This is a genomic window from Streptomyces sp. cmx-4-9 (assembly GCF_046548835.1).
Classification (GTDB): domain Bacteria; phylum Actinomycetota; class Actinomycetes; order Streptomycetales; family Streptomycetaceae; genus Streptomyces.
Window position 1 is genome coordinate 67024 of record NZ_JAEBEE010000004.1, and the last position, 22544, is coordinate 89567.

Genomic DNA, 22544 nt, shown 5'->3' on the forward strand with positions numbered 1-22544 from the left:
AGGGCAGGAGCCGCAGGCGGCGGCTCAGGCGGGGATCAGGGCCCGCCGGCGCCGCTTGCGCTGCACGGAGCCCGCCAGCCGCAGCTCGATGACCGAGCGTACGGCCGGCCACTCCTCGTCGAGGATCGAGTAGAAGGCGGTACTGCGCACCGCGCCGTCCAGGCCGCGCGAATGGGCCCGGCGGACCCCTTCGCTGGTGAAGCCCAGCCGCTCCAGCGCGGCCCGGGACCGGCCGTTGCGGGCGTCCGCGCGCAGCGAGATGCGGCGCACCCCCCAGGTGTCGAAGGCGTGGCGCAGCATGAGCAGCTTCGCCTCGGTGTTGATGCCGGTGCCCTGGGCGCTCGGGGACAGCCAGGTGTTGCCGATCTCGGCGGCATCGGGGATCGCCGTGGCCGGGTCGCCGAACGGGACCCCCGGCACGGCGGGCCACACCAGCGGCCCCTGCCAGTAGTCGAGTTCCAGGAACCGGGTCGAACCGACGACCCGCCCGTCGGTGGCCCTGACCACCGCGAACGGGAGGGATCGACCCGCCGCCTGATCGGCGAGGGCACGGTCGATGTACTCGTGGGACGCCTGCACGCCGTGGGGTACGGGGGTGAAGGCGTAAGTCGTACGATCCTCGGCCCCGGCCACGGCCAGAGCCTCGGTGTGGTGGGGGGCGAGGGGCTCAAGCCGCACGCTGCGGCCGGCGAGGAGTACGGGTACGGGCACGGAGCCTTCGGTCCTTCTGGGCGGTGGGGTGGTTGCACAGTCTGCGTTTCTGACGTCGCCCCCCGTGCAAAACACGGGTGAAAGGCAACAGGCGGTCAGGTGAACGCGGGTGGCTCAATGTAGCCCCTCGGGGTCCTCCGATGAAGCCCCCGTCTGGCCATGACGCGCCGCTGTTTTCCGACGGCTCGGGCGCCTGCGGCGGAGCGCCCTCCGGCAGCGTCCCCACGCATCCGTCCGAGCGGCCGGCACGGGGTCCCCGGACGACCGCACCCGCCCGGACCGCGGTCCGATACACCCCCTGTGACCTGCGCACATGCCGGGAAGGGCCGGCGCGGTCCGGAACGCGGGCGCCGGCTGTTCCCAGGGGCGGACCCGCCGTCCCGGCCGACCGCCCGGGAATCGAACAGGGGGCCGTCGGCGGTGTGTCCGGGGCCGGGTGGGCCGCCGTGCGGACGCGGTTGCGCCACCCGGGTCCGCAACGGGCGGCGACGCAGTCGCCCGAGCGCCGGTTCGGGGCCTTTCGGCGGCCCCCGCGAGGCCAACGGCACCCCGGCCGGGGCGCGGGGGCGTGTCAGTCTGTCTGCAGGGTGGTGCGCAGCCGGTAGCGGTCCCCGCTGTACTCCACCGTCGACAGCAGCAGCGGCCGCTGGTCGCGGGTGAACACGGTCTGGTCGAGAAGGAGCACGGGCGCGCCCGGCGCGATTCCCAGGTGGCCGGCGAGCGTCTCGTCCGCGGTGCGCGCCTCGATGGTGGCCTCCGCCCGGTCGGGCTCGACGCCCCAGCGGCGCAGCTCCGTGAAGAGGGAGGCCTCGCGGAAGTCGGTCCGCATCAGGTCGGGGGCGAGCTGGGCGACGACCAGGGTGCGGTCCAGGGCGATCCGTACGTCGTTGAGCAGCCGTACCCGCTCCAGCCGCACCAGCGGGGTCCCGGCGGGCACGCCGAGACGGTCGGCGTCGTCGAGTGAGGCGGTGACGGTGTCGTGGCGCAGCACGACCGAACCGGCCCGCATGTGCTTGCGGCGGGCCGTGGCGGTGAAGGACTCCAGGTCCTTGGGCCAGTCCCGGGCGGGAGCCGGCGCAGCGGGCGCGAACACGAACCAGCCGCGGCCGTGGGAGGCGGTGACCAGGCCGCGCTCGACCAGGTGCGCGAGGGCCCGGCGCAGGGTGACCCGCGAGACGTCGAGCCGGGTGCACAGCTCGCGTTCGGGCGGGAGGCGGCTGCCCTCGGTGAGGCCGCGGCGGGCGATCTCCTCGCGGATCCGGTCGGCGGCCTGCGACCAGAGCGGATCGGCGCCCCGGTCGGCGGTGACGGCGGAGGGGGCGGGCGTGGAGTCGTCGGTCATGGCCGAAACCATACCACTGCTTACCACTCGATGAGGTCGAATGGCCTGTGCAGTAGGGGCCAAGGCCATCGATCGGGAGGCATCGGCAAGACCACATAGAACCACAATTGACCAATAAGAGACCTCTCAGTACCTTCGAATCCATCACCACCCCCCCGCTCGACGAGGAGTCCCGACATGAGTACGGCCACCGCCCCGGCCCCGGCGAGGAAACCGGCCCGGATCATGCCGGTCCTGCAGCGCATCGGCCGCAGCCTCATGCTGCCCGTGGCCACGCTCCCGGCCGCCGCCCTCCTCAAGCGGCTCGGCGGCGACGACCTGCTGGGCCGGGAGAACTTCCCGGAGGTCATCCGCAAGCTCGCGATGGTCCTGGACGCGGCCGGCGAAGCGGTGTTCGCCAACCTCCCCCTCCTCTTCGCCATCGGTGTGGCCATCGGCTTCGCCAAGAAGGCCGACGGCTCCACGGCCCTGTCGGCGGCGGTGGGCTACCTCGTCTTCAAGGCCGTCCTCGCCAGCCCCGCCTTCCCCAAGGGCGTGGACGGCGAACCCCTGGACGCCAAGGTGCTCGGCGGCATCGTGATGGGCCTCGTCGCCGCCCTCCTCTACCAGCGCTTCAGCCGGACCAAGCTGCCGGACTGGCTCGGTTTCTTCGGCGGCCGCCGACTGGTACCCATCCTCAGCGCCTTCGCGGGCGTCCTCGCCGGAGTGGTATGCGGAGTGGTATGGCCGACCGTCGGCTCCTGGTTCTTCCACTTCGGTGAGTGGCTGGTCGGCACCGGCGCATGGGGCGCGGGCATCTTCGGACTCGTCGTCCGGGCCCGCATCCCGATCGGGATGCACCACTTCTTCTCGTTCTTCCCCTGGTTCGAGGCCGGCACCTTCGTCAACCCGGCCACCGGCGCCGAGGTCCACGGGGACATCCACCGCTTCCTCGCCGGAGACCCGACCGCGGGCCAGTTCATGACCGGCGGCTTCCCCATCTACATGTTCGCGCTCCCGGCCGCCGCCATGGCCATCGCCCACACCGCCCGACCCGAGAACCGCACCATGATCAAGGGCATGATGATCTCGGTTGCCCTGACCTCCTTCGTCACGGGCGTGACCGAGCCCATCGAGTTCGCCTTCATGTTCGTGGCCCCGGTGCTCTACGCCATCCACGCCGTCCTGTTCGGCGTCTCGATGGCCCTCTGCTACGCCCTCGGGATCCGCGACGGGTTCGGCTTCTCCTCCGGCGCGATCGACTACGTCGTCAACTTCGGCATCGCCACCAAGCCGCTGCTGCTCATACCGATCGGCCTGGCCTTCGCCGCCCTCTACTACGTGATCTTCCGCTTCGCCATCGTCAGGTTCGACCTGCCGACCCCGGGACGCGAACGCGATCCCGAGAGCGGGGCCGCCAAGGCCGACAGCACCCCGTAGGAAGCGGCCTGCCGCTCCCGCCCCCGCACCGAAGCCCCACCGCACCGACAACGAGGAACGACCATGTCCGGATCCCGCATCACCTTCCTCCAGGGCCAGGCCGCCCAGGGCGCCGCGCTCGCCCGGATCGCCGCCCGCGTCCGCAGCCGGCTCGACTCCCCGCAGCTGGCCGCCCTGCACACCGCCCGCCGACCGCTGTTCACCGGCATCGGGGCCTCGTACGCGGCCCTGGCCGTCCCCGTACAGCAGCTGCGCGAGGCGGGGATCGTCACGCAGCGGGTGCTGTCCAGCGAGATCGAGACCGGCACCGCCGGCTTCGACACCGACTGCCTGATCGCCGTGTCCCAGGGCGGCCGCAGCTCCGAGACCCTCGCCGCCTTCCAGTGCGCGGCCCCCGGCATCACCAAGACCGCGCTCCTCAACGTCGTGCCCTCGCCACTGGGCGACCTCGCCGACCTGGTCGTGGACCTCGGCAACGAGTCCGACTCGTACGCCTCCACCATCGGCTACACCGGCACCCTCGTCGCCCTCGACCTGATCGCGGGCGCCCTGGCCGGACGCCAGGGCGACCCCTGGGACCGGATCGCCGAACAGACCACTGCGGTCCACCGGCAGGCCGCCGAGGTGGTCGCGGGTCTGCGCGTGCGCGGCGCCCGCTGCATCGCCTCCGACGGGGTGGCGGCCGGTGCGTCCCGGGCCTCCGCCGAGGAGGGGGCCCTGCTGCTGCGCGAGGTGGTGCGGATGACGGCGGCCGCCTCGGCCACGCGCAACTACCTGCACGGAGAGATGGAGTCGGCCGGCAACACCCTCCACCTCGTGTACGGCGACGGCCGCGAGATCGAACTGGCCCGCTCGCTCGCCGCTGCAGGCCATCTGACCCTGCTGATCACCGCGGTCGACGTGGAGGTCGCCGAGAACCTGTTCGTGGTCCGCCTGCCGCAGGTGGCCGACGCCGTCCGCGTCGTCCTGGAGACGGTCGTCCTGCAGGAGCTGGTGGCCCAGCTCAGCGAGGAGCGGGGCGTGCCGATCGAGTCCTTCGTCTTCGCCAACGACGACACCAAGGAAGGCGGACTGGACATGTCCGACTTCGAGGTGTCCGCCTACTCCCCGGCGGCCGCCGGCTGAGCCCCGGACTCCACCCGTCCGTCCCCGGCTGAGACCATCCGGGGATGGACGAGGTACTGCGCACCCTGGCCGCGGTGGGCCCCTTCTTCGCCGTTGCGTACGGGAAGGAGCCGCCCGGCCCCGGCTTCCGGCCGCTGGACGGGCTGTACGGGGAGGGGCTCGGCCCGTACGTGGCCGAGGTCGGCCGGCGGATCGGCACCGGACCGGACCGGGTGGCCGCCTCGACGGCGCACCTGGGGATCGCCTCGCGGCTCTGGTCGATCGGGCTGGGCTGCGCGGCCCTCGGCGGGCGGGTGCCGGACCTGGATCCCGGGCGCATCCGGTGGCGGCTGCCGGCGGCGGGCTCGCTGGAACTGTGGCTCCCCGAACCGGTGGCCCTGCCCGCCGAGGCGCTGGGCGGGACCGTCCTCGGCCACCTCGCCGTGCTCGACACCGGGCTGCGGAAGAGGTTCGGGGTCTCGCCGAAGGTGCTGCGCGGCAATGCCGCGTCCGGGCTCGTCGGGGCACTGCGGGTGCTGACCGACCGGGTCGAGGGGGACGCGGCGGTGCGCGCGGCGGCCGCCCTGCTCACCGGCGGCGGCCCGCTGGCCGGCGCCGGCACCTTCGTCCACGAACCGGGCCTGGGGGTCGCCTTCGTACGGCGCAGCTGCTGCCTCTACTACCGGGTCCCCGGGGGCGGCCTGTGCGGGGACTGCGTGCTGCGGACCCGATGACGGCACAGGGCCACCGGGGAGAGGTCCTTCCCGGTGGCCCTGGCGTGGTGCGGTGGCGGCTAGAAGGTCAGGTTCCAGGAGTCGATCTTCCCGGTGTCGCCGCCCGCGTTGTCGTTCACGCGGAGCTTCCAGGTGCCGTTGGCGACCTCGGAGGAGGCGTTGACGGTGAAGACCTGGCTGATGTTGTCGGCGCTGCCGCCGGCCCGGTTGTGCACGGTGTACACCGAGCCGTCCGGGGCGACGAGGTCGACCTTCAGGTCGCCGATGTAGGTGTGCACGATGTTCACACCCACCTTGAGGGTGGCCGGGGCGTTGCCGCTCACCCCGCTGACGGTCAGGGGGCTCTCCACCGTGGTGTTGTCGCCGATGGCGACGTCACCGGTGTTCTCGAAGAACTTGCCGGGAGGAGGGGTCGCGCCGACGGCCTTCAGGGCGTCGACCTGGCCCTCGCCGAAGAAGCCGTTCTTGGCGGTGGTGCCCTTGCAGCGGCTGTCCGAGGGGCAGGCGACGTCGTTGGCCTGGGTGGCCAGCTTGTCGCGCAGCTGCGCCGGGGTGATGCCCGGGTTGGTGCTGGCCAGCAGCGCGGCCACGCCGGCCACGTGCGGGGAGGCCATCGAGGTGCCGCTCATGGTGCCGTACTTGCCGCCCGGCTGGGTGCTGTAGATGCCGGTGGCGTCGCCGCCGGGGGCCGTGACGTCGACGACGTTCAGGCCGTAGTTGGAGTAGGACGCCTTGGCGGTGGTGCCCATGGCCGAAACCGTGACCACGCCCGGGAGCTCGGTCGGGATGTCCAGGCAGGCGTTGGTGATGGTGCGGGTGACCGGGGTCGAGTCGTTCGGGCTCTCGGTGTCGGTCGTCTTGTTGGCCAGGTCGATGTTGGAGTTGCCGGCCGCCGCGACCTGGAGCGAGCCCTTGCTCTCCGCGTACTCCTGGGCGCGCTTGACGCCCTCGATGATCGCGGCCTGGTCGGCGTTGTCCGGGCAGTTGAACTGCCACGGGTCGGTGTAGTAGCTGTTGTTGGTGACCTTGAAGCCGTGGTCGCCGGCCCACATGAACCCGCAGACGGTGTTCTCGGCGAAGAACAGCGAGGAGCCGGGCTCCGCGATGCGCACCGAGGAGATCTTCACGCCCGGGGCCACACCGATGACGCCCTTGCCGTTCTTGGCGGCGGCGACCGTACCGGCCACGTGGGTGCCGTGGGTGCCCACGTCCCGCCAGGAACCGGTGCGGGTGTCGGCCTTGCCGTAGGCGCAGGACGCGGAGTCCGCCGCGTTGAAGTTCGGCGCCAGGTCCTGGTGCTGGTCGTCCACCCCGGTGTCCAGGATGCCGACCTTCACGGAGGCGGACCCGGTGGTGACGGCCCAGGCCTGGTCGGCCTTGATCTGCGTCATGTCGGCGCGGACCGGCTCGCCCGAAGGCGTCGTGGACTGCGCCGGGTTGGCGGGCAGCGCCGGGTTGTAGGCGTCCGCCGGGACGTCGGAGGTACGGGTGGCGCCGACCTGCTGGACGCCGCTGACGCCGCGCAGGGTGGCGGCGAAGGAGGCGGACGCCGAGTGGGCGACGATCACGCCGATCGCATCGTAGTGCGCGAAGACGGTGCCGCCGTTGGCGGTGACGGCCGAGCGCACCGCCGTGCTGTCACCGGGGGCGGTGATCACGAGGTAGGCGCGGGTACCGGCGGCCCAGGCCGCGCTCGGGGAGGCCGGCGCCGCTGCCTGCGGCGCGGGAGCCGGGGCCGGGGCGGCGGGGGCGACCGGGGCGGTGCCGGCGAGTGCGGCGGGGGCCCCGAAGGCCAGTGCAGCGCCCAGTGCGGCGGCCAGCACCAGGCTTCTGCGAGGTCGGCTGGATATGTGGGGTATCAATGCGTCCTCCGAATGACCCGGCAGGTCGCACCTACCGGGCCGTACGAAACGAGTGGTGGACGCAAGATGTCAGACGCATGCCCCGGTGCGGAAGTACCTTTTGCCACACGGGGGTTCGTTTATCGGTGGCGGGTAACCGAGTATGGGTGAGATGTGCGGTTGTGCCGGGTCCGGCCGGGCTGGGCACCGTGGGGGCGAGCCCGGCCCGGCCGCCCCGTGCGGGCGTTCCGGTCAGACCGGCACGCCGTCCTTGTCGCCGTGCGGCTGGACCGGTACGGCGTCCTTCCCGGCGCCGCCGCCCGGGGCGCCGGCCTCGCCGGAAGCGGCTGCGTGGACGTCGTCGACCAGCGTGGTCTCGTCGAACGGCAGTCGTCCTGCGAGGACTTCGGCCGCCCGCTGGTGGTCGAACTCCTTCGTCCAGGTCCCGATCAGCACGGTTGCGACCGCATTGCCCGCGAAGTTGGTCAGGGCTCGGGCCTCGCTCATGAACCGGTCGATCCCCACGATCAGGCCGACCCCGTCCACCAGTTCCGGCCGGTGGGACTGGAGCCCGCCCGCGAGGGTGGCCAGTCCGGCGCCCGTCACCCCGGCGGCGCCCTTCGAGGCGATGACCATGAAGAGCAGCAGCGAGATCTGCTCGCCCAGCGCGAGGGGCTTGCCCATCGCCTCCGCGATGAACAGCGAGGACATCGTGAGGTAGATCGCGGTCCCGTCCAGATTGAAGGAGTACCCGGTCGGCACCGTGATGCCGGTGACCGGCCGCGACACCCCGAGGTGCTCCATCTTCGCGATCAGCCGCGGCAGCGCGGACTCCGACGAGGACGTGGACAGGATGAGCAGGAACTCCCGGCCCAGGTAGCGCAGCAGCGCGAACACACTGACGCCCGTACACACCCGCAGCAGCGTGCCCAGGACCACGAACACGAACAGCAGGCACGTCGTGTAGAAGCCGATCATGATCACGGCCAGGGACTTCAGCGCGTCCATGCCGGTGGCCCCGACCACCGCCGCGATGGCCCCGAAGGCACCCACCGGCGCCGCCCACATGATCATCGCCAGGATGCGGAACACCAGCTTCTGCACATGCCCGATCCCGCGCAGCAGCGGCTCGCCGGCCCGGCCCATGGCCTGCAGCGCAAACCCCGACAGCAGCGCGACCAGGAGCGTCTGGAGCACCTCGCCCCCGGTGAAGGCCGACACCAGCGTGGTCGGGATGACCCCGAGCAGGAACTCCGAGGTGCTCTCGGCCCCGCCCGCCTCGGCCTGCGCCTCGCCCGCACTGCGCGCCGCCTCGGTCAGGTGCAGGCCGCTCCCCGGCTCCAGCAGATTGCCGACCAGCAGGCCGATGGCCAGCGCGACCGTCGACATCACCATGAAGTAGCCGAGGGCGAGCCCGCCCACCGCCCCCACCTTGGCGGCCTTGCGGACCGAGCCGATGCCCAGCACGATCGTGCAGAAGATCACGGGCGAGATCATCATCTTGATGAGGTTCACGAAGCCGGTGCCCAACGGCTTGAGCTCCACGGCCACGCCGGGGGCGGCGAAGCCGACGGCGATGCCGAGCAGCACCGCGGCGATCACCGCGATGTAGAGATAGTGCGTTCTGTCGCGCCTGGCGGCCACGATGCCTCCTGGTGGTGAATACGTCCCGGGAGGACCATCACCCGCAGCTGTGACCCCGGTCACCCTTGCGTTCATTGAGTTCACGGCCCGGTGCACACTGAGCGCCATGTTCCGTTTGCCCCGTCCACCGCGCAGCCTCGCCGGCCAGCTCTTCGCCATGCAGGTACTGCTGGTCGCCGTCGTCGTCGCCGGCTGCGCCGTCTTCGCGTACGCGACCGCCCGCGGCCAGGCCGAGGACGCCGCCCGCCGCCAGGCCGGGGCCGTGGCCCGGGCGGTCGCCGACTCCCCGTCGGTCCAGCAGGCCGTACGGGAGGCCGCCCGCGGAACCGACGCCTCGGCCGCGCTCCAGCCGTACGCGGAGCGGGTGCGCGTGGACTCGGGGGTGGACTTCGTCACGATCATGGACGCGACCGGCCGGCGCTGGACCCATCCCGACCCGCGCCGGATCGGCGAACCGTTCCTGGGCAACACCGCGCCCGCCCTGCGCGGCGAGACCTTCAGCGAGACCTACACCGGCACCCTCGGCCCCTCGATCCGGGTGGTCACCCCGGTCACCGACGGGGGCCGCGTCGTCGCCATGGTCAGCGCGGGCATCACGGTCCGCGCGATCAGTGCCCGGCTCGCCGCGCAGCTCTCCGCCCTGGCCTGGGTCGCGGCCGGCGCCCTCGCTCTCGGCGGCCTGGGCACGTACGTGGTCAATGCACGGCTGCGACGCCACACCCACGGCATGAACGCGGCCGAGCTCAGCCGGATGTACGACTACCACCAGGCGGCCCTGCACGGGGTGCGCGAGGGACTGCTGATGCTCGACGGGCACCGCAGGATCACGCTGATCAACGACGCCGGACGCGAACTGCTCGGCCTGCGGGGCCCGATGACCGGGACCCCGGTGGCCGAGCTGGGCCTCCCCGCCCCGCTCACCGGCGCCCTGCTCGCCGACCGGCCCCGTACCGACGAGGTGCACCTGACCGCGGACCGGGTCCTCGTCGTCAGCAGCTCGCCCGTCGCGGGCGGCGGCCGCCGCGGCACCGTGGTAACCCTCCGGGATCACACCGAACTGCAGGTGCTCACGGGCGAGTTGGACAACGAGCGCGGATTCACCGAGGCCCTGCGCTCCCAGGCGCACGAGGCGGCCAACCGGCTGCACACCATGGTCTCCCTCATCGAACTCGGCCGAGCCCAGGAGGCCGTGGACTTCGCGACCGCCGAACTGGAGCTCGCCCAGGCCCTCACCGACGAGGTGATCACCGCCGTCGGCGAGCCGGTCCTGGTGGCGCTCCTGCTCGGCAAGGCCGCCCAGGCCCACGAGCGGGGGGTGGAGCTGGTCGTGACCCGGGACAGCAGCGCCATCGACGGCGGCCCCGGCATCCCGCCCGCCCGCGACCTGGTGACCGTGCTCGGCAACCTCGTCGACAACGCCGTCGAGGCGCTCACCGGCGTCCCGGGAGCCCGGATCGCGGTGACGGTCCGGCCCGACGGGGACCAGTTGCTGCTGCGGGTCGCCGACAACGGCCCCGGGCTGCCCGAGGGCGCCGCCGCCGACGTCTTCCGGCGCGGCTGGTCGGGCAAGGGGGAGGGGCGGGGCCTCGGCCTCGCCCTGGTCCGCCAGGTGGCGCACCGGCACGGGGGCAGCGCGCACGCCGGGGCCGCGCCGGCCGGCGGGGCCGAGTTCACCGTACGGCTGCCCCTGGCCCGGGAGGTCGGCGCATGAGCGCGACGGGCGCTGCGGACCCGGCCGCGGTGCGGGTGCTGGTCGTCGAGGACGACCCCGTCGCCGCCGCCGCACACGCCCTGTACATCGGCCGGGTGCCCGGGTTCACCGCCGCCGGCGTCGTCCACTCCCTCGCCGAGGCCACCCGCGCCCTGGAACGGACCCGGGTGGACCTCCTGCTGCTCGACCTCGGCCTGCCCGACGGGCACGGGCTGCGCTTCGCCCGCGGGCTGCGGGCCGCCGGGCACCCCGTCGACGTGATCGTGGTGACCTCGGCCCGGGACCTCGCCGTGGTCCGCGAGAGCGTCTCCCTCGGCGTGGTCCAGTACGTGCTGAAGCCCTTCGCCTTCCCGACCCTGCGCGAACGCCTGCTGCGCTACGCCGAGTTCCGTGCGACGGCCGGCGAAGCGGCCGGGCAGGACGACGTGGACCGGGCGATGGCCGCCCTGCGGGCGCCCCGCCCGGCGGAGCTGCCGAAGGGGCTGAGCGCGCCGACCCTGGACCGGGTCGCCGCGCTGCTGCGGGGAACCGCCGAGGGGCTGACCGCAGCGGGGACGGCCGAGGCAGCCGGGATCTCCCGGATCACCGCCCGCCGCTACCTGGAGCACCTGGTGGACACCGGCCGGGCCGGCCGCACCCCCCGGTACGGCCAGGTCGGCCGCCCCGAACTGCACTACCGCTGGCTGCCGGAGGCCGCTGCGGCCGGTTCGGTGTCGAAGGTGTAGTGCTTGCGGTGGTCCAGCATGTCGGCCGGGGTCACGTCGTTCCACGGCCGCATCGTGTCGTGCAGGTCCACCACGTTCGCCGTGCCCGCGGCCGGGAGGTAGGGGGACTGCGGGTGCCGGGCCTGCCAGTCGGCCCACAGCTTGTCGATGAAGGCGTGGTGCATCCAGAACACCGGGTCGTTCGGGGAGACCCCGGTCGCCATCTGCCCGCCGACCCACACGTGCACCCGGTTGTGCAGGTTGGCGCCGCGCCAGCCCTCCAGGTGGTTGCGGAAGCTGTTCGAGGAGCTGTTCCACGGGGCCGTGTCGTAGACCGGCATCGCGAGGACGGAGTCCACCTCGGCCTTCGTCGGCAGCTGGGCGACGCCGGTGCCCAGGGCGCGCCGCAGGTAGGCCCGCCCGTCCACCCGCACGGCTATGTCCCACTTGCCCGTCGCGTGGGCGAACGGCCCGTCGAGGACCTGTCCGTCGCGCGCCCGCCCGGTGCCGCCGAGGAAGTCGGGGGCCCAGAGGGAGGAGCGGGCGGTGCGGTCCGTGGTCCAGTCCCAGTAGGGGATCGACACGCCCGCATCCACTTTCTGCAGCGCCGCCTCGAACTCCAGCAGGAAGCGGCGGTGCCAGGGGAGGAAGGAGGGAGAGCGGTGTCCGACCCGGTCGCCGGAATCGGTGTCGCTCATGATGAAGCCGTTGTGCGTGGTGACGAAGCGGTCGTAGCTGCCGGTGCGCTTGAGTTCCAGCAGGGCCGCGGTGAAGGCGCGCTTTTCCTCGGGGGTCAGCGCGGCCTGGTTCTTGCGGACGGTCATGCCGCGCCTCCGAACGGGACGAGGTCGGAGCCCTGGAGCTCGCGGACCGCGGCGCGGGCGAGCGAGGTGGGATCGGCGTAGGTCTCGTAGTGGTTGATCACGCTGATCCAACTGCCGTCGGCATTGCGCATGACGTGCAGCTCCTGGCCGTCTATCCGCACGGTGGGCAGGCCGGGGGAGTGGTGGCCGCCGTGGTGGCCGCCTCCCGTTCCGGGCGTGATCCGGATGCGGCGGCCCAGGTAGACCTCGTTGACGGTGTCCCCGGTGCCCGGGCCGGCGGCGCCGGCCGAGGGGTCGGGTGAAGTGCGCGGGGGACGGACGGCGGCGGTGGCTGCGGCGGCGGTGAGGCCGAGGGCGGTGAGTGCGCCGGCGGAGACCCCTAAGGCTTCGCGGCGGGTGATCCTGTTCATGGCCCGAGAGGTATCAGGGCGGCGCGGAGCGTCAGCCGGTATCTGGACATCTGCCGATAAGTTGCCGGTAGAACCAGTTAGATGATCTTCCCGTCCGGACCGGCTCCGGCGGCGCGGACGGGAAAATCTGTGGTGATCATCCTATGGAACGACAAACCTTGCGGTCGGGCGGGGTGGTTTATGGAGGGGGTCACACCCCGGAGACGGCCGGAAGCGGCGCACGGGCGCCCGCTCCGGGCCCGCGCGGACCCTTCGTCGGGTGCGCCGCGGGGCAGTGCCGGGTGCGCCGCGGGGTCGCGCCGGGGCGCCTTGCGGGGTCGCGTCGTGCCGGTCCGCCCCGCAGGTCCTTCCCCCATGAACGCCCGATTGTTCCCTATAGTCCCGGTATGGCTCTTCATGAGACGAAGGACGTCAGCGCGACCGACGCCGACACGGACGTGTTCGCGTCCGCGCTGAGCGGCCAGGTCCTCCCCAAGTACCGGATGCCGGACGACCACTCGCCGACCGAGGTCGTCTACGAGCTGCTCCACAACGAACTCCTCCTCGACGGCAACGCCGCCCAGAACCTGGCCACCTTCTGCACCACCTGGTCGGACGACGGCGTGCACCGCCTGATGAACGAGTGCCTCGACAAGAACATGATCGACAAGGACGAGTACCCGCAGACCGCCGAGATCGAGGCCCGCTGCGTCAACATCCTGGCCGACCTCTGGAACGCCCCGGCCGGCGCCAAGGCCGCCGGCTGCTCCACCACCGGCTCCAGCGAGGCCGCCATGCTCGGCGGGCTCGCCCTCAAGTGGCGCTGGCGCGCCCGCCGCCGCGCCGAGGGCCGCTCCACCGACCGGCCGAACCTGGTGTGCGGACCGGTCCAGGTCTGCTGGGAGAAGTTCGCCCGCTACTTCGACGTCGAGCTGCGCCAAGTCCCCCTGGAACCCGGCGCGACCGGCCTGCAGCCCCACCAGCTCTCCCGCCACGTCGACGAGAACACCATCGGGGTCGTCGCCATCCTCGGCGTCACCTACACCTGCGACTACGAGCCGGTCGCCGCCATCGCCGCCGAACTCGACCGCATCCAGGCCGAGCACGGCTGGGACGTCCCCATCCACGTCGACGGCGCGAGCGGCGCGTTCGTGGCACCCTTCCTCCACCCCGACGTGGAATGGGACTTCAGGCTGCCGCGGGTCGCCTCCGTCAACACCTCAGGGCACAAGTACGGGCTCGCCCCGCTCGGCGTCGGCTGGATCGTGTGGCGCACCGCCGACCTGCTGCCCGCCGACCTCGTCTTCGACGTGGACTACCTGGGCGGCGACATGCCCACCTTCGCCCTGAACTTCTCCCGCCCCGGCGGCGAGGTCATCGCCCAGTACTACCTCTTCCTGCGCCTCGGCCGGGGCGGCTACCGGCGCGTCCAGGAGGCCTGCGCCGAGACCGCCCGGTACCTGGCCGGGGAGATCGGCGCCATGGGCCCTTTCACCCTGCTGTACGACGGCCAGGGCGCCCTGCCCGCGGTGTCCTACACGCTCACCGACCCCGGCGGAGCCGGCTTCAGTCTCTACGACCTCTCCGACCGGCTGCGGATGCGCGGCTGGCAGGTGCCCTCGTACCCGCTGCCGGCCGACCGCCAGGAGACCGTCATCCAACGGGTGCTCATCCGGCACGGCGTGACGCGCGACCAGATCGCCCTGCTCGCCGACGACCTGCGCCAGGCGGTGGAGCACCTGCAGACCACGCCCCCGCCCGCCCCGGCAGCCACCCCCCGCTCCGGCTTCCACCACTGAGCCGCGCGCCGCACCCGTCCCGCCCGGCCGTCCGCCGCCCCCCCCGATGGAGGGAGGCGGCGGACGCCGTCAGCTCCGCGCGGCGACCCTCGGCACCCGCCCGGCCCGCGGCGTAGGCCAGTGCATGCCCAGCTCCGTCAGCGCCTCGATCCGCTCCGGAGCCAGGGTGCCCGCGCGGGAGCGCTGGTTCGCGATCCACGAACCGAGCCGCAGCTCCCGGTCGTCGACCCGTTCCACGTGCGTGCGCGGCACCCTGAGGTGCCGCTCCCGGGCCTGGAACCGTCGGGCGGCCTCCAGGTGCTCCGCCCAGGCGGCGGCATGAGCGCGGCGCGGCGGCGCTGCTCCCGCCCCGGCCGGCGGCCCCAGCCCCAGGGTGTGCTCCAACAGCCACCGCTGGGCCCACGACAGCCGTTCCCAGGAAGCCTGCTGACCGCGCACCCACGCCCCGAGGTCCTGCCCCTGCACCACCGTCTCGCCGGGGGCGGACGGCAGCCCGCCGCCCCCGTCCAGGTGGAGGCGGGTCAGGTGGAAGGCCCGCTGCCAGGCGATGTCCCAGGCCGGGCACCAGGAGGGGTCGATGGCGTCAAGGGCCTCCCGGCGCTCCGCGGACAGCGCTCCGGGCCCCTCGCGCCGCGCCGCCGCCCGCTGGTTCTTGACCCACACCCCGACCGGCGCCCCGCCCCAGGTGGCGTCCACCGGCGGCAGCAGATGGCCGTGCTGCGCCGCCCAGGACCGGGCCGCCGCCAGCCCTTCCTCGAAGGCCACGTCGAAGTGGCTCCACACCATCCCCAGTTCGTCGAGCTGCGCCACCCGCTCCCGGCCGAGCGCCCCCCGCCGGTAGGTACGCCGCGCGTCCGCGATCCACTGCCCGAGCGGGAACCCGGCCAGCCCGGCGGGCCGGCCCTCGCCCTCCGCCGGCACCTGGTACGCGAAGGGCACCTTCAGGTCCCCGGCCGCGGCGGCGTAGAGCCGCGCGGCCTCCACCCCGCGCCGCCAGTGCTCACGCTCCGGGTGCAGGACGCGCAGCCGGATGAACGCCGCGAGCCGCGCCGGGTCCCGCGGCGTGGAGAAGCTCAGCAGGGACTGCGCCCCGCCCGACACCCCGTCGTCCCCGGCCCGGCCCGCCTGCGGCCGGGACGGCCGGCTCCGCGCCTGCGGCTGCGCCAGCGACTCCACCAGACGGGTGTCGTGGGCCCGCAGCGCCTCCAGCAGCCGCGCCAGGTCCCCGTACGCCCGCGAGGTCAGCATCGTCTCGGGCGTGTCACCCGGACCCAGCAGGACCGGCACCACGAGGGAGGCGACCTTGCCCTCCCCGGGCCTGATCCGCAGCGCACGTCCGACCGCCTGGACCAGGTCGGGCATGGATCCGCGGACGTCCGCCCAGAAGACCGAGTCGCACTCCTTGGTGTCCACGCCCTCGCCCAGCACCCGGACACTTCCCAGGAAGGCCTTGTCGGCGATCCGGTCGTCGGCGAACGCGTCCAGCACGCGCCGCCGGTGCCCCGCCGTGTGCTGCCCGGACAGCCAGTCCGCCCAGACCGTCCGCGGGTACACCGGCCCCGGCGGCCGGGCCGCCCGCCGCAGCCGGTCGGCCACCGCGGGCAGCCCCGCCGCGAAGGCCTCGGCCTCCTTCGTCAGGTGGTGGAAGACCAGCGTCCGGCGGAAACCCTGGTCGGCTGCCGCCGTGACCAGGGCCGCCTGGAGCGCGGCCAGCCGCGCCCCGCGTACCGCATCCGAGCGCCCGTCCCTGCCGAGGAGGGCGGCCGCCTGGAATCCGGGGTCGGTGACGTCGACGCACACCACCCGGTACGGGGCGCAGATCCCGCGGTCGACGGCCTCCGACAGGGAGAGCGTGTGGCAGCGGGCGCCGAACGGGCCCTGCGGGTCGTCCTCCATGGAGGCCACCAGCTCGCCGCGCCCGGCCGGCCTGCCGGCCTCGCCCTCCTCACCGTCCTGCCAGACCCGCGGGGTGGCCGTCAGGTACAGCCGCCGGACGGCGGGAATCCGGGCGTTGTCGTGCACGACGGCCCACGGTTTGCCGATCCGCCCGGACGTCCGGTGCGCCTCGTCCACCACGATCAGGTCCCAGCCCGGCAGACCGGCGCGGTGGGCACGCTCCACGGTCCCCAGTCCCAGCGAGGCGTACGTGGCGAAGACGGTCACCCGCTCCTCCGGCGGGCCGCCCCGGCGGGCCAGTTCGGCCGGGTCGGTGGTGGTGGGGGCGCCCGCGTCCTTCTCGCTCAGCGAGCAGACCGCGAGGTAGCGGCCGGGCCGGCCGCCCTCCCGCCAGGCCGCGGCGGTCTGCGCCAGCAGGTCCAGGGAGGGCAGCAGCACCAGGACGCGGCGGGCCCGCATCTCCTCGGCCGAGCCCACGGCGACCAGGGATTTGCCGGAGCCCGTGGCCATGATCACCTGTGTGCGGAGTCCGGTGTCGGGTACGCGGCCACCAGGCGGCAGTTGCAGCGCCCGCACCACGGCGTCGACGGCCTCGCGCTGGTGCGGACGGAGCTGCTTCTTCGCCATGCATTGTCACCCCCGTCATCGGCCGGTCGGCCAGGTCCGCCGCTGTGATCAGGCCTTTCCGTTCCAGCCTTTATCCCCTCCCCATTATTGACTCACGAAGTGCGGGGCGGGGCCACAGCCGCGCCGCGCGGGCCGGCGCGGGTGCGCGACGGGAGTGCGCGGCGGGGGTGCGTGTCAGGGGTACGTGGCGGGGACCGGACCCGGGGAGTCCGGTCGGTGACGGGGGCCGGTCCGCTGCGCGGTCGGATCACGGCGGCCGGACCGCCGGCGGGGGATCACGGCGGCGGTTCACATCCGGGCGCCGAAGTTCTGCGTCCACCAGGGGCCCCCGGGGCCCTGGTGGACGCCCACGCCGATGTCCTTGAAGGAGCAGTTGAGGATGTTGGCGCGATGCCCCGGGCTCTTCATCCAGCTGTCCATGACCTGGTCAGGGGTCTGCTGCCCCTTCGCGATGTTCTCGCCGTACGTCGACCAGCGGTACCCGGCGGCGGTCGTCCGCTTGCCCGGGTCGGAGCCGTCGGGGCTGGTGTGCGAGAAGAAGTCCCGGTTCGCCATGTCGTCGGAGTGCCCCTGCGCGGCCGCGCGCAGTTGCGGGTCCTCCTTGAGCGGCCCGCAGCCCGCCGCCGCCCGTTCGCTGTTGACCAGGGCCACCACCTGGGCCGCCGTGCCCTGCGGGGCGGGGGCCGGGGCGGGCTTCGAGGGCCGCGGCGCAGGCGGGCTGGTACGGGGCTGGGTGGGGCTCGGGCTGGGACGTGCGCTTGCGGCGGACGGGCTCGGCGAGGCGGAGGCCGTGGGGGAGGGGGAGACCGTGGGCGAAGCCGAGGGGGAGGACGGCTCGGAGGGCGCCGGGGCCTCGGTCGCCGACAGTGCGGCCAGGGGCGAGGCGGGTGCACCGCCGCCCGCCTCGGTCCGGCCGGAGCCGGGCAGGGTGCCCAGGTAGACCAGGCCGCCGCCCGCGACGCACGCGGCGAGCACCGCACCCCCGATCACCCGGCGCCGGTTCTGCCGCCGTTTGCGCAGGGCCCCGCGGCCGCCGGCCATGGTGCCCGGGCCGTGCGCCCCACCGGTGGTGGCGACCGGGGTGAGCTGGGTCGCCGCATCCGCGAACTCTGCTCCGGCGCCGTCCGCGTACGCCGAACCGGCGAGGTCGAAGCCGGTGGTGGCGCCCGCCCGCACGGCCGCCGCAAGGGCTGCCGTGACGGGGACCAGGGCCAGGCCGGCGAGCAAGCCCTCCGCCGGGACCAGGCCGCTCCACAGGCCGGAGCAGCGCACGCACTCACGGGCGTGCCGGGCTATTCGCTTGCGCCACAGCGCCGAGGGCCCGCCGTCCCAGCCGGCCGTCACGGCGCGCAGCCCGTCGCACGGGGGCTGCGCGTCCAGAGCCCGCTCCACCACGCGGGCCGCTTCGAGCTGGGCCTTCATCCGCTGCACCCGGACCGCGGTGTGCTGCGGGGACAGTTCCAGGGCCGAGGCCATTTCGGCGCGGGTCAGCTCCCCGGCACACTCCAGCCACCACAGGGAGAGCAGGCCGCGGTCCTCCGGCTCCAGCCAGCGCGTGGCCCGTGCCGTCTCCCGGCGCTGGCCGGCCAGCTGGAGGCGTACGACGGTCAGGTCGGCGAAGTCGGCGCCCGGATCGGCCACGTCCGCCGCCGTCTCCAGGGTGCTGTCGCCGTAGCCGCTCTGCAGGGCCTGGCCGTGGGCCCGGACCCGGTTCATGGCGATGGCGACCAGCCAGGACCGGAAGCTTTCGTCCGACCGCAGGCCGCCGAGTCCGTCGAGAGCCCGCAGCATCGTGTCCTGCACCACGTCGTCCACGTCGCAGGACCCGTTCAGAGCCCGGCCGACGATGTTGTAGACGAGCGGCAGGTAGCTGCTGACCAGCTCGTCCTGCGCGCGGGGATCGCCCGCGCGGGCCGCTGCGACCAGTGCTGCCGTGTGCTGAGTGCTCATGTGGTGATCCCTGTCCGTACCGGCGGCTGATGATGCCCAATACCTGGGAGACCGTCCAGTGGGGCCCCGATAACACTTATCCCGGATACCGGTCCGCTGCCGCTCGGGAATCCCGCCGCAGGACCGCCGGGAAAGCGCTGGCGGGGCGGGTCCCCCACCGGTGAGCATGACGGGTATGACAGGAACAGACGGACCCGCACGATGGAGCACGGCCACGGTCTACCCCGACATGTGGGCCGACCCGGACGACGACCCCCGCCACAGCGACGGGCCCGGTCCGGAGGGCGAACTCGCGACGCTGCACGACTACCTGGCGGACTACCGCATGACGCTGCGGATGAAGTGCGAGGGACTGGATCCGGAGCAGCTGGCCCGCCGCTCGGTCCCGCCGTCGACGATGTCCCTGCTCGGCCTGCTCCGGCACCTGGCCGAGGTGGAGCGGGACTGGCGCAACTGGATCACCGACGGCGACCCGCTGCCGAAGCTGTACGGGGACGGAGGGGATTTCGGCGCGGCGGCCGCCGAACAGGCCCAGGTCGACGCCGCGTACGCCGACCTGGCACGCGAACAGGCCGCGACGGACGCCGTGCTGGCCCGCCACCCCGACCTCGGTGAGCGGCTGGGCAGGGAGCGGATCACGGGCCGGGCGCTGATGGTGCACCGGATCGAGGAGTACGCCCGGCACTGCGGGCACGCCGACCTGCTGCGGGAGTGCGTCGACGGGAGGGTCGGCCAGTAGGGGAACCATGCCGTCGTGGGACCGGGCTGCCGAAGGACCCGGCCTCGTGGGACGCGGCCGTCGTGGGATCCGGCCCCCTCGGAGCCCGCCGTCGTGGGACCCGGTCGCCGCGCCGCCACCGCACCGGCATTACGGCACCGGCGTCACAGCAGGGGAGCCAGTGCCCGCGTTGCCGCACGCAGGGCCGGGGCGTGGGATTCCAGTTCCTCCCGGGTGGCCAGGAAGGTGACCGTGGTGACGCTCACCCCGCCCACCGGCCGGCCCCCGGAGGCCAGGACGGCCGCGCCGATGCAGCGGATGCCCGCTTCGTTCTCCTCGTCGTCCACCGCGAAGCCCCGGGTCCGCACCGCCGCCAGCTCCGCGTGCAGTTGGCGCGCGGTGGTGAGCGTCTGCGGTGTCCGGCGCGGCAGTCCGGCGGCGCGCACCACGGCCCGCACCTCCCCCTCCGGCAGGTGCGCCAGGATGCTCTTGCCGATCGCGGTGGAGTGCAGCGGCATCCGCATGCCGATCCTGGAGGCGGCCTGGACGGACTGGTCGCCCTCCAGCTTCCGGATGTAGGTGATCGTCTCCCCGCTGTGCAGGGCGAGGTGCACCGTCTGCCCGGTGGCCCGCTGCAGGTCTCCCAGGATCCGCCCGATGCTCGCCGGCTCCCCTCCGTCGACCAGGGCGGACAGGCCCCGCAGTCGCGGGCCCACCCCGTAGCGGCTGTCGGCGTCCACCCGGACGAAACCCTGCTCGGCCAGCGACGCCAGGATGCGGAAGGTGCTCGACTTCGGGACGGCCGCCGCCGCCGTCACGTCGGTGAGGCGGTGCGGTCCGCCGGGTGCGGCCACCGCCTCCAGGACGCGCATCGACTTCTCCAGTGCCGATCCGGCTGCGGACGTGCGTCCCGCGCGCGGACTTTCCCCACTGCCTGCTGCCGTCTCCTCCGTTGACAAGGGTTCTCCCGGTCTGGGTAGGGTCTAGACCACACGGTTCCGTTACACGGTACTGCGTTCCACAACGTGGAACAAAGGAGGGTCCTTGTCCTGTCACCCGTACGCCGTCATCGCCGCTCAGCGCCTCCTGCCCGTCCTGCGCAGCCCCGACGCCGACGCGGCCGGGCGGCAGGCCGCCGCGCTGCTCGCCGCAGGCTGCCGCGCCGTCGAGCTGACCACCACCACTCCCGGCTGGGCCGATGCCGTCACCCGGACCGCACCCCTCGCCGACGCGCACGGCCGTCCGGCCCTCGTCGGCGTCGGCACGGTCACCACCGCCGCACAGGCCCACACCGCCCTGGACGCGGGAGCCGCCTTCCTCGTCTCCCCGTACCCGGCGCCCGAGGTCCGACGGGCCGCCCTGCGCCGCGGGGCGGTCTTCGTCGAAGGCGGTTTCACCCCCGGGGAGATCGCCGCGGCCGCCCGGGCAGCGGGCGCCGCCAAGATCTTCCCCGCGCACGTGGGCGGCCCGCGCTTCATCCGCTCCCTCAGAGCCGTCCTGCCCGACGCCCTGCTCATCCCGACCGGGGGCATCCGGCCCGCCGAAGTCCTCGACTGGCTTGCGGCCGGAGCCACCGCTGTCGGCATCGGCGACGGCCTGCCCGCCGATCCGGCCGAACTCGCCACCCTCTTCGCGGAACTTGCGCAGCCCTGCTGCACCGACTGCACAGGCCCCGCCGCGGAGCCCCGCCGATGACCGGCCCTGCCGTCGGCGGCTACGACGTGCTCGTCCTCGGCGAGGTCCTCGTCGAGGTCCACACCGCCACCGCCCTGCGGGACGCGGCCGACGGGACGGCCGCCCGGATCTCCTACTCCGGCGACGCCCTCAACGCGGCAGCCGCCGCAGCCGCCGCCGGGGCCCGTACCGCCCTCCTCGCCGTCGTCGGGGACGACGAACTGTCCGAACCCCTGCTGCGCCGGGTCGACGCACTCGGCGTGGACGTCTCGCACGTGCGGCGCGCCCCGCGGCCCAACGGCGCCTACCTGCTCTCCGCCGACACCGAAGGCGACCGCGGGTTCGTCTACTGGCGCACCCGCAGCGCCGGTTCCACCCTTTCGGTCCGGCACATCGCGTCCTGGCGGGAGCTGCTCACCGGGGCCGGAGCCCTCATCACCAGCGGCATCACCGGCGCCCTCTCGCCGAGCAGCCGGCACGCCGTACTCGCCGCCGCGCAGACCGTGCACGCGGCCGGCGGCCACCTCTCGTACGACCCCAACTTCCGCCCGCGGCTGACCGGCCCGGACGAGGCAAGGGACCTGCTCACCCGGATCGCCCCGCTGACCGGCCTGCTCAAAACCTCCTGCCCGCATGACGCGCTGGCCCTGGTCGGCACCGACGACGCGCGCACCGCCGCCGCCCGCTACCGTGCACTGGGCGCCCGCACCGTCCTCGTCACCGCCGGACCCCACGACCTGCTCCTCGACCGGGACGGCCAGGTGACCCGCCACGCCGTCCCCCCGAACCCCGACCCGGTGGACGCCACCGGCGCCGGGGACTGCTTCACGGGCACCGCGACCGCCCGGCTCGTCCTCGGCGACAGCCTCGCCGACGCCGTGGCGTACGGGGCGGCCGCCGCCTCCCTCTCCGTGTCCGGCCGCGGTGGCACCGGCCACGTACCGGCCTTCCCCAGGACGGCAGCCCTGGCCGCCGCCCACCGCAAGACCGGACGCAGCAGACACGGATGAGGGACCGTCGCCCTCGGCCACCGGCCGCCGTGCGACGCTCCCCGTCCGGCCGGCGCCCGGCTGTGGCGCCGGGCGTTCCGGCCCGTCGGCCTCGTCAGCAGCCCGGCGCGGACCCCGTGAGCGCCCCGTTGATCAGCTCGTTCGCGCAGCGCTGCGGTGAGAAGGTCGCAGCACGGCCGTCACCCGGTCCCGGTTGCCGGGGTGCCGTCGGCGAGGTGCGTCAGGCGCATCACGCCGAAACCGGGCGGTTGACGGTGAGGTCGCCCAGCTGCCACGAACCGGAGGCGGACACGTCGATCCGTGCGGTGGCCACGCGACCGTAGCGGCCCCGCCCGCCCGCCCACCGCGCAGGACGCCCTCCGGGGATCTGCGCGCCCGGCCCTCCCGGACACCGCCCGGCTGCCGCCCGGTCCGGGCTGCGGGGCGGTCGCGGTCGCCGCATCGCCC

The 22544-nt window shown here is 73.8% G+C and carries 18 protein-coding genes; 9 read left to right on the top strand and 9 right to left on the bottom strand.

Features of this window, described 5'->3' with window-relative positions; all coding sequences use genetic code 11:
• Positions 1–24 precede the first annotated feature (24 nt).
• Both ACLJTM_RS14080 and ACLJTM_RS14085 read right to left on the bottom strand, forming a co-directional pair.
• Complete coding sequence (locus tag ACLJTM_RS14080) at positions 25–711, bottom strand: GNAT family N-acetyltransferase (RefSeq protein WP_411103874.1); 687 nt, start codon at positions 709–711, stop codon at positions 25–27.
• A 571-nt stretch (positions 712–1282) separates the two neighbouring features.
• Positions 1283–2053, bottom strand: coding sequence for a GntR family transcriptional regulator (locus ACLJTM_RS14085; RefSeq protein WP_411103875.1), 771 nt, complete (start codon positions 2051–2053; stop codon positions 1283–1285).
• Between the two features lie 177 nt (positions 2054–2230).
• Between ACLJTM_RS14085 and ACLJTM_RS14090 the strand changes: the two genes are divergently transcribed.
• From ACLJTM_RS14090 to ACLJTM_RS14100, 3 genes are all read left to right on the top strand, one after another.
• Positions 2231–3472, top strand: coding sequence for a PTS transporter subunit EIIC (locus tag ACLJTM_RS14090; RefSeq protein WP_411103876.1), 1242 nt, complete (start codon positions 2231–2233; stop codon positions 3470–3472).
• 63 nt (positions 3473–3535) lie between these two features.
• A complete protein-coding gene (locus ACLJTM_RS14095; RefSeq protein WP_411103877.1) occupies positions 3536–4597 on the top strand; it encodes an SIS domain-containing protein in 1062 nt (353 codons plus the stop codon).
• A 44-nt stretch (positions 4598–4641) separates the two neighbouring features.
• Positions 4642–5310, top strand: coding sequence for a (2Fe-2S)-binding protein (locus tag ACLJTM_RS14100; RefSeq protein WP_411103878.1), 669 nt, complete (start codon positions 4642–4644; stop codon positions 5308–5310).
• Positions 5311–5369: 59 nt separating this feature from the next.
• On the opposite strand, the gene ACLJTM_RS14105 is transcribed toward ACLJTM_RS14100, so the two are convergent.
• Entirely contained in the window at positions 5370–7133 is a 1764-nt protein-coding gene (locus tag ACLJTM_RS14105; RefSeq protein WP_411103879.1) for a S8 family serine peptidase, read from the bottom strand.
• A 270-nt stretch (positions 7134–7403) separates the two neighbouring features.
• Complete coding sequence (locus ACLJTM_RS14110; protein ID WP_411103880.1) at positions 7404–8795, bottom strand: cation:dicarboxylate symporter family transporter; 1392 nt, start codon at positions 8793–8795, stop codon at positions 7404–7406.
• Between the two features lie 106 nt (positions 8796–8901).
• On the opposite strand from ACLJTM_RS14110, the gene ACLJTM_RS14115 reads away from it, so the two are divergent.
• Complete coding sequence (locus ACLJTM_RS14115; RefSeq protein ID WP_411103881.1) at positions 8902–10506, top strand: ATP-binding protein; 1605 nt, start codon at positions 8902–8904, stop codon at positions 10504–10506.
• Positions 10503–11231, top strand: coding sequence for a response regulator (locus ACLJTM_RS14120; RefSeq protein ID WP_411103882.1), 729 nt, complete (start codon positions 10503–10505; stop codon positions 11229–11231). The genes ACLJTM_RS14115 and ACLJTM_RS14120 overlap by 4 nt, the downstream gene beginning before the upstream one ends.
• Here ACLJTM_RS14120 and melC2 read toward each other — a convergent pair.
• Both melC2 and melC1 read right to left on the bottom strand, forming a co-directional pair.
• Positions 11180–12034 (bottom strand): tyrosinase MelC2, encoded by an 855-nt coding sequence (melC2, locus tag ACLJTM_RS14125; RefSeq protein WP_411103883.1) that lies wholly within the window; start codon positions 12032–12034, stop codon positions 11180–11182. The two genes, ACLJTM_RS14120 and melC2, sit on opposite strands and share 52 nt — an antisense overlap.
• A complete protein-coding gene (melC1, locus tag ACLJTM_RS14130) occupies positions 12031–12444 on the bottom strand; it encodes an apotyrosinase chaperone MelC1 (RefSeq protein ID WP_411103884.1) in 414 nt (137 codons plus the stop codon). Before melC1 ends, melC2 begins: the two co-directional genes overlap by 4 nt.
• A gap of 386 nt (positions 12445–12830) precedes the next feature.
• Between melC1 and ACLJTM_RS14135 the strand changes: the two genes are divergently transcribed.
• Positions 12831–14222 (top strand): glutamate decarboxylase, encoded by a 1392-nt coding sequence (locus ACLJTM_RS14135; protein ID WP_411103885.1) that lies wholly within the window; start codon positions 12831–12833, stop codon positions 14220–14222.
• A 69-nt stretch (positions 14223–14291) separates the two neighbouring features.
• On the opposite strand, the gene ACLJTM_RS14140 is transcribed toward ACLJTM_RS14135, so the two are convergent.
• On the bottom strand, positions 14292–16745 hold the full coding sequence (locus ACLJTM_RS14140) for a Helicase associated domain protein (protein WP_411103886.1): 2454 nt from the start codon (positions 16743–16745) through the stop codon (positions 14292–14294).
• 288 nt (positions 16746–17033) lie between these two features.
• Positions 17034–18695, bottom strand: coding sequence for a sigma-70 family RNA polymerase sigma factor (locus ACLJTM_RS14145; protein ID WP_411103887.1), 1662 nt, complete (start codon positions 18693–18695; stop codon positions 17034–17036).
• A gap of 175 nt (positions 18696–18870) precedes the next feature.
• On the opposite strand from ACLJTM_RS14145, the gene ACLJTM_RS14150 reads away from it, so the two are divergent.
• Positions 18871–19434 carry a DinB family protein gene (locus tag ACLJTM_RS14150; protein WP_411103888.1) on the top strand — a complete coding sequence of 188 codons (564 nt, stop codon included), beginning with the start codon at positions 18871–18873 and terminating at the stop codon, positions 19432–19434.
• Positions 19435–19577: 143 nt separating this feature from the next.
• Here the strand turns inward: ACLJTM_RS14150 and ACLJTM_RS14155 are convergent, their stop codons facing one another.
• Positions 19578–20372, bottom strand: coding sequence for an IclR family transcriptional regulator (locus ACLJTM_RS14155; protein ID WP_411103889.1), 795 nt, complete (start codon positions 20370–20372; stop codon positions 19578–19580).
• A gap of 85 nt (positions 20373–20457) precedes the next feature.
• Here ACLJTM_RS14155 and ACLJTM_RS14160 point away from each other — a divergent pair, with 85 nt between their 5' ends.
• Positions 20458–21108 (top strand): bifunctional 4-hydroxy-2-oxoglutarate aldolase/2-dehydro-3-deoxy-phosphogluconate aldolase, encoded by a 651-nt coding sequence (locus ACLJTM_RS14160; RefSeq protein WP_411103890.1) that lies wholly within the window; start codon positions 20458–20460, stop codon positions 21106–21108.
• Positions 21105–22097, top strand: coding sequence for a PfkB family carbohydrate kinase (locus ACLJTM_RS14165; RefSeq protein ID WP_411103891.1), 993 nt, complete (start codon positions 21105–21107; stop codon positions 22095–22097). Before ACLJTM_RS14160 ends, ACLJTM_RS14165 begins: the two co-directional genes overlap by 4 nt.
• Positions 22098–22544: the final 447 nt, after the last annotated feature.